A 7,260-nucleotide genomic window follows, 5' to 3' on the forward strand; every position below is an offset into this window, starting at 1 on the left:
GCTCGGCGAGGACGGTGTCCGCGCCGTCGGGCAGCAGCCGGGCGACATCGTCGGCCGCCGAGGCGGTGAGTGCGGGTTCCACCGCCGCCGGGTCCGTGTCCGCTCCGCCGCGCACGTTCTCCAGCAGACTCGTCTCGAACAGGTCCGCGTCATGGGGTGCCACCAGGAGGGCGCGGCGGACGTCGTCGGGGGCCGGTCCGGTCAGCGGCACGCCGTCGAGTTCGATCACGCCCGCGGTGGGGTCCGCCTCCCGGGCCAGGCACCGCAGCAAGTCGTGGGCCGCCGCCGGGTCCCCGGTCACCACGCCGGTGAGGCTCCCCGGGGCGAGGTCGAGGTCGACCCCCCGCAGCGCCCCGAGGGTGACACCCCGCAGCCGGAGCCGTCCGGCGACCTGCTCGGGCAGCGCGGCCCCGCCCGGTTCCACGGCGGCGGGGGACGCCAGCACCTCCGCGATCCGGCGGGCCGAGGCACGGCCCTGGGCCAGCTCGGCGTTGACGTAGGTGAGCAGCTGGAACGGCCCCAGCAGGAACTGGGCGAGCCCCACCGCCGCCACGAGTTCACCGACACTGATGGTGCCGCGCATCGCCAGATACGCGCCCACCAGGGCGATGACGGCGATGAAGACGCCGGTCAGGGCGAGCACCGCGCCTTCGTGTCCGGCCCGGCTGCGGGCCGCCCGCAGCGCCGCGGACAGCGACTCCTGACTGGTCCGCCGGTAGCGGGACACGGCAGCCGGCTCGGCCCCCATCCCCTTGAGCACCCGCAGACCCATGACCAGGTCGGCGGCGACGCCCGAGGCGTGCGCGGCGCGTTCCTGCTCGGTCTCGCTGCGCCGTTCCAGCGGCCCGCTGATGCGATGGCCCAGCCACAGCAGGGGCGGGATGCCGAGCAGCACCAGCAGGCCGAGCGGCACCGAGATCCGCAGCAGCACCACCGAGCTGACCGCGAGGGCCGCGACCGCCGAGGCACCGTACGACAGGGCGGTCACCGCGGCGCCCACGCGGCGGGCGTCATTGGTCGCGATGCTGGTCAGCGCACCCGGCAGCCGGCCGGTGTCGGCGCCGCCGCGCGGATCGAGGACCCGGGCGCCGAGATCGAGGCGCAGCCGGTGCGTGGCACGCTCGCCCGCGTCCTCCGTGATGCGGGCGCCCACGCGGTAACACGTCGACAGGACGAGGAAGATGACGGCGAGCAGCACCAGCAGCCGCACCAGCGTGCCGGACGAGCCCGTGGCCACCGCCTCGTCGATGATCACGCCGACGACCACGGGCACCAGCGCCTCGCCCGTCTGGTGCCCCATGCCCAGGAGCGAGGCCGTGACGACGCCGCGCCGCCGGTCCCTGATCGCTGCGCGGAGGACGTGCCCCCCGGTCGGTCCTCCAGCCGGCATGGACGGCACCTCCGTGATGGTCAGATGGTTAGGTAAGGCTACTCTGAACCGAAAGGCGCCGGTACGGCGCGCCGGGTGCGCCGGTGGTGTGCTCCCTGGCCACCCCCCTTTGCCTCACGGCTCGTTGACCACTCTCTTCGACTTCGGTTAGCCTCGCCTAAGCTGAACTCGCGACTGTGCGTGTCTGCCCGAACCCCGCGCGATGCTCGCGAACCACCGCCAGGGGGAGTTGTCGTTGACGATCGAGACCCGGGCGGTGTCCGAGAAGCGGGACCCTGCCCCGGCCGTGCCCGGAGCACGGCGCGGGAGCGCCGCCCTGCGCGCCCTCGGGCTTCTCCTCGCACTCGGCGCGCTCCTCCTGGTCGGGCTGACCAGCGTGTGGGTCGGGACCCGGGGCATCCCGTTCACCTCGACGTGGACACTGCTGCTCCACCCCGACGGGTCGGAGGCGTCGGTCATCATCCACGACTATCGCATCCCCCGAACGCTCCTCGGGTTCGTCGTCGGCGTGGCCCTCGGGCTGTCGGGCGCGCTGATGCAGGCGATGACCCGCAACCCGCTCGCCGACCCGGGACTGCTCGGCGTCAACCTGGGCGCGTCGACCGGGGTGGTGCTGTGCGTCGCGTTCCTCGGGGTGGGGTCCGTCCTCGGCCAGGTGTGGTTCGCGCTCCTCGGCGCGGTCGTGGCGACCCTGGTGGTCTACCTGCTGGGCTCCGCCGGGCGGGCGGTGGCCACCCCCGACCGCCTCGTCGTCGCGGGGGCGGCCGTCACGGCGGTGCTGTACGCCTTCAACTCGACGGTGCTGCTGCTGCGTCCGCGCGCCTTCGACCAGTTCCGGTTCTGGACCGCCGGCTCACTGGCCGGCCGGACCTTCGACGTCCTCGAGGTCGTCGTGCCGTTCGCCGCCGCCGGCGCGCTGCTCGCCGTCGGACTCGCCCCCGCGCTCAACGCCCTCGCCATGGGAGACCAGCTGGGCCGCGCCCTCGGGGTGCACGTGGTCCGTACGAGGGTGCTGGGAGCCGTCGCCGTGATGCTGCTGTGCGGCGCCGCGACCGCGGCCGCCGGACCGATCGGCTTCGTCGGCCTCGCCGTTCCGCACGCGGCCCGGTTCGTGGCCGGACCCGACCAGCGGTGGGTGATGGCCTACTCGATGCTGCTCGCTCCCGTCCTGCTGATCGGCGCCGACGTCCTGGGCCGGGTGCTCGGCGCGCCGGGCGAGGTCCAGGTGGGGATCGTCACCGCTTTCCTGGGCGCGCCGCTGTTCGTCGCACTGTGCCGCCGCCGGAAGCTGGTGATGCTGTGAACCCCGCACACCGGACGGAGGCCGCCGACGGCGCCGGACCCGTCGAGTCCCCGCCCGCCGGGGGCGCGAGGGCGCCCCGGGTCGTCAGCGGTCTGGTCGTACGGGCCGGGGGAGGGGGCCTCTCGCTGCGTGTTCCGGGCCGGTCGATGGCTGTGGGCGTCGCGCTCTGCGCCGTACTCGTCACCGTCATGGGCGTCAGCCTGACCACCGGGGACTTCGAACTCTCCGTCACCGAGGTGGTCCGGGCGCTGACCGGCGGCGGATCGCCCGGCGCCGACTTCATCGTCAACACCCTGCGTCTGCCGCGCCTGGTCACCGGGGTGTGCGTCGGCGCCGCCCTCGCCGTCAGCGGCGGCATCCTGCAGAGCCTCACCGGCAACGCGCTCGGCAGCCCCGACGTCATCGGCTTCACCAACGGGGCGGCCGTCGGCGCCCTGACCGTCATCATCGTGCTGCACGGCAGCATGACCCAGATCGCCGTCGGCGCGCTGACCGGGGGCCTCGCGACGGCCGCCGTCGTCACCCTGCTCATCGCCGGCCGGGGACTGCAGGGGTTCCGGCTGGTGGTCATCGGCATCGGGGTGAGCGCGTTCCTCCTGGCCGTCAACTCCTACCTGATCACCCGGGCCACCTTCCAGGAGGCGCTGGAGGCCCAGGCCTGGCTCCTCGGCAGCCTCAACAACCGCGGCTGGACCCAGGCGAACGCCATCGCTCTCGCCGTCGTGGTGCTCCTTCCGGTCGCCTTCGCGCTCTCCCGGCGGCTGTCTATGGTCGAGATGGGAGACCTCACGGCGACCGCCCTCGGTGTCCCCGTCGGCCGTACCCGCACCGTCCTGCTCGTCGTCTGTGTCGCCCTCGCCGCGTTCGCCACCGCCGTCGCCGGCCCCATCTGGTTCGTCGCCCTGGCGGCCCCCCAGGTGGCCCGCAGACTGACCCGTTCGCCCGGCCCCGCCCTGCCGGCCACCGCCCTGACGGGCGCCGTCCTGCTCACCGCGAGCGATCTCGCCGTACAGCGCCTGTTCACCGACACCCTCCTCCCGGTGGGCGCGGCGACCGGCACCATCGGCGGGCTGTATCTCATCTGGCTGCTGGTCACCGAGTCGCGAAAGAGCCGCGCATGACAGGAACGCCCGCCCCCGCCGCCCGGCTCCGGGCCGAGAACCTGACCCTCTCCTACGACCGGCGGACCGTGGCCACGGGCCTCGGCGTCGACATCCCCGACCACTCCTTCACGGTGATCGTCGGACCGAACGCCTGCGGCAAGTCCACCCTGCTGAAGGCGCTGGCCAGGATGCTCCGGCCCAAGGAGGGGGAGGTCTACCTCGACGGCGCCGCCATCGCCTCCTACCGCACCCGGGAGGTCGCGCGGCGGCTGGGACTGCTGCCGCAGTCGTCGACCGCGCCCGGCGGCATCGCCGTGGGCGATCTGGTGGCCCGCGGACGCTACCCGCACCAGCGGCTGCTGAAGCAGTGGTCCGCGCAGGACGAGACCGCCGTGACCGAGGCGATGCGCCGGACCGGCGTCCTCGACCTCGCCGGCCGGCCCGTCGACGACCTGTCCGGCGGTCAGCGCCAGCGGGTCTGGCTGGCCATGGTGCTGGCCCAGGAGACCCCCGTCCTGCTGCTCGACGAGCCCACCACCTTCCTGGACATCGCCCACCAGGTCGAGGTGCTGGACCTCTGCGCCGAGCTGCACGCGGGCCGGGGGCACACCGTCGTCGCGGTCCTGCACGACCTCAACCAGGCCTGCCGCTACGCCACCCACCTCGTGGTGATGCGGGCCGGCGGAACCGTCGCGGCCGAGGGGGACCCGGCGGCCGTCATGTCCGCCGGGCTCGTGCAGGACGTGTTCGGACTGCCGTGCCGCATCATCGACGACCCGGAGACCGGCACACCCCTGATGGTTCCCGCCGCCCCGCGGCGCCCCGCCCCCGGCGGCGACGGCCGGCGCCTCGGCACGGCCGTCCGCTGAGCGGCTCCGTCCGCCCTCACTCCCCGCGGGGCGGAGCGAGCGGGGACGGACCGGTCTCCCGGCGCAGTTCGGCCCACACCATACGTCCCGGCCGGCCCGGACAACCGGTGACCGCCCAGGCGCTGCTGAGCGCGTCGACCAGGAGCAGCCCGCGCCCGTTCTGCGCATCGGGGCCCGGGCGCCGGAGCACGGGCGGTCCGCGACCGAGGGCCTGGTCCTCGACCTCCACCCGGATCAGGGCGGCCGTCAGGTGCAGCCGGCACACGAACCGGTCACCGGCCGAGTGGGTGAGCGCGTTGGTGACGATTTCCGACGTCACGATGACAGCGTTGTCGCGCACTTCGTCACCGACGCCCCGCGCGGTGAGCAGCTCGCGCACGCCTTCCCGGGCGGAGCGCACGGCAGCCGGGGCGGCCGGCAGGTCGAACGCGCGGGTCTCGGTGACGGGGCGGAGCCCGGAGGCGGGACGGCCGAGGCCGTCCGGCTGGGGGAGTGGAGCCGCTTGCCCGCCTCCGGGCGGTCTCGGGGGGAGTCCGTTCCCGATGTGATGCAGCGGCCTGGACAAAGGGGGCCGAGCCATCTGCGTGGGCCTTTCGTCTGCGGTCGCGCGGGGGGTCCCGTCACCTCGCGGCCGGGGGTCGACCGGCCGGCTCCGCACCGCCGACGGGCGGGCCGCGGGGACGGTGCGGACACTCTTGCCATCCGTCAACGACGGCTCGCAACAAGCAAGTTGAAAATTGCATCCGGCTGCGGGCATGCTGCTCGCGGCAACCCCCGAACGCGCACGCGATGGCCGGCCGCGTGAGACGGTGAGTCCGGAACAACCTGAGGCGAGGGAGTGACCGGGTGACCGTGGAGACCGACTGGGGCGGCGCCCCCTCCGTGCTGCGCATGATCCTCGGCAGACAGCTGGAGGAGCTGCGCACCCGGGCCGGCCTCACCTACGAGCAGGCGGCTTCCGCCATCGGCGTCAGCCACTCCACGATCCGCCGGATGGAGGCCGCCAAGGTCGCCCGGCTCAGACTCGCCGACGCCGAGAAGCTCCTCCAGATCTACGGGGTGACCGACCGGCAGGAGGTCGACACCTTCCTGAAGTCGGTCCGTGAGGCCAACAAGCGCGGCTGGTGGCACACCTATCGCGACGTCATGCCGGACTGGCTCGCCGCCTATCTCAGCCTGGAGCAGGCGGCCCTGCAGATACGTGCCTACGAAAGCCAGTACGTGCACGGGCTGTTGCAGACCGAGGCCTACGCCCGCGCCCTGCTGCGCGCCGACAACCCGCACGCCCCGGACGACGCGACCGAGCGCCGGATCGCCCTGCGGATGCGCCGGCAGGAGCTGCTGGTACGCGACGAACCCCCGCGGCTGTGGGTGGTGATGGACGAGACGGTGCTCCGGCGGCCGGTCGGCGGAGCGGACGTGATGCGCGCCCAGATCGGCCACCTCATGGAGATCCAGCGCCTGCCCCAGGTGACGCTGCAGATCATGCCGTTCACCAACGGACCGCACCCGGCCCTGCGGGCCGGAGCCTTCCAGCTCTTCCGGTTCCGGGCACGTGAACTGCCCGATGTCGTCTCCGTCAGCGGTCTGGCCGGCGCCGTGTATCTCGACAAGCGCGACGACGTCGTGGTGTACCGGGAGGCCCTCGACCGGGTGGGCGCCCAGGCGACGCCCACGCGGAGGACCGGGACCGTGCTCGACCGGATCCGCCAGGAACTCTGACCCGCTCCGACCCCGACCCACGACGTGCGAAGGAGACACCGAGGTGCCCGAGAACGGATGGCCGGCCGACCGCATCGACACGGAGAACGCGCACTCCGCGCGGATCTACGACTACATACTCGGCGGAAAGGACTACTACCCCGCCGACCGGGAGGCGGGCGACGCCATGGCGCGGGAGTGGCCCGCGCTGCCGGTCCACATGCGCGCCAACCGGGACTGGATGAACCGGGCGGTCCGCCGGCTCGTCGAGGACGCCGGCATACGCCAGTTCCTGGACATCGGCACCGGCATCCCCACCTCGCCGAACCTCCACGAGATCGCCCAGTCGGTGGCCCCCGACGCACGCGTGGTCTACGTCGACAACGACCCCATCGTGCTCACCCTCTCCCAGGGGCTCCTGGCCAGCACGCCGGAGGGCAGGACGTCGTACATCGAGGCGGACTTCCGTGACCCGGCGAGCATCCTGCGCGCCCCTGAGCTGCGGGAGACCCTCGACCTGGACCGGCCGGTGGCGCTGACGGTCATCGCCATCGTCCACTTCGTCCTGGAAGAGGACGACGCCGTCGGCATCGTCCGCCGGCTGCTGGAGCCGCTGCCGGCGGGCAGCTACCTGGCGATGACGATCGGCACGGCGGAGTTCGCCCCCGAGGAGGTGGGGCGGGTGGCCCGCGAGTACGCGGCCCGCAACATGCCGATGCGGCTGCGCACCCTCGACGAGGCCCACGAGTTCTTCGAGGGCCTGGAGCTGGTCGGGCCGGGCATCGTCCAGGTGCACAAGTGGCATCCGGACGGCACCGGCGAGGAGGGCATCCGCGACGAGGACATCGCGATGTACGGGGCGATCGCCCGCAAGCCGTAGCGCCCCGGGCCGGG

7 protein-coding genes are annotated in these 7,260 nt (G+C 73.5%); 5 read left to right on the plus strand and 2 right to left on the minus strand.

What is annotated here, in order from left to right:
- A partial coding sequence (locus B9S61_RS02215) for an ABC transporter ATP-binding protein (protein ID WP_103540665.1) occupies positions 1-1,390 on the minus strand: 1,390 nt, incomplete at its 3' end.
- A 229-nt stretch (positions 1,391-1,619) separates the two neighbouring features.
- Here B9S61_RS02215 and B9S61_RS02220 point away from each other — a divergent pair.
- From B9S61_RS02220 to B9S61_RS02230, 3 genes are read left to right on the plus strand one after another with little or no spacing between them, the layout of a single operon-like run.
- Positions 1,620-2,693: a FecCD family ABC transporter permease gene (locus B9S61_RS02220; protein ID WP_374936167.1), complete on the plus strand. Its 1,074-nt coding sequence runs from the start codon at positions 1,620-1,622 to the stop codon at positions 2,691-2,693.
- Positions 2,690-3,814 carry an iron chelate uptake ABC transporter family permease subunit gene (locus B9S61_RS02225; protein ID WP_258039511.1) on the plus strand — a complete coding sequence of 375 codons (1,125 nt, stop codon included), beginning with the start codon at positions 2,690-2,692 and terminating at the stop codon, positions 3,812-3,814. Before B9S61_RS02220 ends, B9S61_RS02225 begins: the two co-directional genes overlap by 4 nt.
- Positions 3,811-4,665: an ABC transporter ATP-binding protein gene (locus B9S61_RS02230; RefSeq protein WP_103540667.1), complete on the plus strand. Its 855-nt coding sequence runs from the start codon at positions 3,811-3,813 to the stop codon at positions 4,663-4,665. Before B9S61_RS02225 ends, B9S61_RS02230 begins: the two co-directional genes overlap by 4 nt.
- A gap of 16 nt (positions 4,666-4,681) precedes the next feature.
- On the opposite strand, the gene B9S61_RS43395 is transcribed toward B9S61_RS02230, so the two are convergent.
- Positions 4,682-5,086, minus strand: a complete 405-nt coding sequence (locus B9S61_RS43395) for an ATP-binding protein (RefSeq protein ID WP_374936168.1) — start codon at positions 5,084-5,086, stop codon at positions 4,682-4,684.
- Between the two features lie 425 nt (positions 5,087-5,511).
- Here B9S61_RS43395 and B9S61_RS02240 point away from each other — a divergent pair, with 425 nt between their 5' ends.
- The gene (locus tag B9S61_RS02240; protein ID WP_103540669.1) at positions 5,512-6,387 is read left to right on the plus strand and encodes a helix-turn-helix transcriptional regulator; all 876 of its coding nucleotides are present in this window, start codon (positions 5,512-5,514) and stop codon (positions 6,385-6,387) included.
- 43 nt (positions 6,388-6,430) lie between these two features.
- Positions 6,431-7,246, plus strand: coding sequence for an SAM-dependent methyltransferase (locus B9S61_RS02245; protein ID WP_103540670.1), 816 nt, complete (start codon positions 6,431-6,433; stop codon positions 7,244-7,246).
- Positions 7,247-7,260 lie beyond the last annotated feature (14 nt).

Origin of the sequence: Streptomyces sp. SM1 (assembly GCF_002910825.1) — a bacterium.
In the GTDB taxonomy this organism is placed as follows: domain Bacteria; phylum Actinomycetota; class Actinomycetes; order Streptomycetales; family Streptomycetaceae; genus Streptomyces; species Streptomyces okerensis.